Source organism: Rothia sp. HMSC058E10, from assembly GCF_001809415.1.
In the GTDB taxonomy this organism is placed as follows: domain Bacteria; phylum Actinomycetota; class Actinomycetes; order Actinomycetales; family Micrococcaceae; genus Rothia; species Rothia dentocariosa.
Genome location: NZ_KV797614.1, coordinates 1 through 299 on the forward strand (window position 1 = coordinate 1; position 299 = coordinate 299).

Here is a 299-nt window from a genome sequence, read left to right on the forward strand (position 1 = left end):
CCCTCACGGATAAACAAAGGGGCAATGAATCCCTCAGCAGACCGTTCTTGTTGATAAGGCATATTTCTCTCTAAAACACAGACAGACAAAGGAGTCTAACTATTCACTCAGATAAACTTTCTCCCTCACGACCGCCGGTATAGGATGTGCTCTCGGGGTACTCATCAGGATCATTAATCCAGTCATCTCCATCTTCATACAGAGGATCCGGAAAACCATTCGGAAAGAAAAACTTCTTATTTTTTTCCATTCCTGACCAAGGATACTTTGCCCCGTCAGCAGCAATCACTATGCTATCG

At 44.1% G+C, this 299-nt stretch carries 1 pseudogene; it reads right to left on the bottom strand.

The window, feature by feature from the left end:
• Positions 1-103: 103 nt before the first annotated feature.
• Positions 104-299: pseudogene (locus HMPREF2609_RS02940) on the bottom strand (hypothetical protein); the annotation flags it as partial.